General features: G+C 30.2%; 1 protein-coding gene. It reads left to right on the plus strand.

All coding sequences use genetic code 11. The features are described from left to right. A partial coding sequence (locus AWT72_RS09020) for a M13-type metalloendopeptidase (RefSeq protein WP_306765446.1) occupies positions 1–228 on the plus strand: 228 nt, incomplete at its 5' end. Positions 229–308 lie beyond the last annotated feature (80 nt).

Genomic DNA, 308 nt, shown 5'->3' on the forward strand with positions numbered 1-308 from the left:
GATTTAGCAAAACCCGTTGATAGAACTAAGTGGCATATGCCATCAAATATGGTAAATGCATATTATTCTCCAACAGGAAACTTAATTTGCTTCCCAGCAGCCATACTTCAAGCACCATTTTATAGTTTATCTCAAACTAAAAGTGAAAACTATGGTGGTATAGGAGCAGTTATAGGTCATGAAATATCACATGCATTTGATAATAATGGGGCTAAATCTGCAAAATGATTTTTATTTAATATTTCACTAAATTTTATCACATTTTCAAAGAAAGTTTTACTTTCATCTACTATTAATTCTTTGTATAC

Source organism: Oceanivirga salmonicida, assembly GCF_001517915.1.
In the GTDB taxonomy this organism is placed as follows: domain Bacteria; phylum Fusobacteriota; class Fusobacteriia; order Fusobacteriales; family Leptotrichiaceae; genus Oceanivirga; species Oceanivirga salmonicida.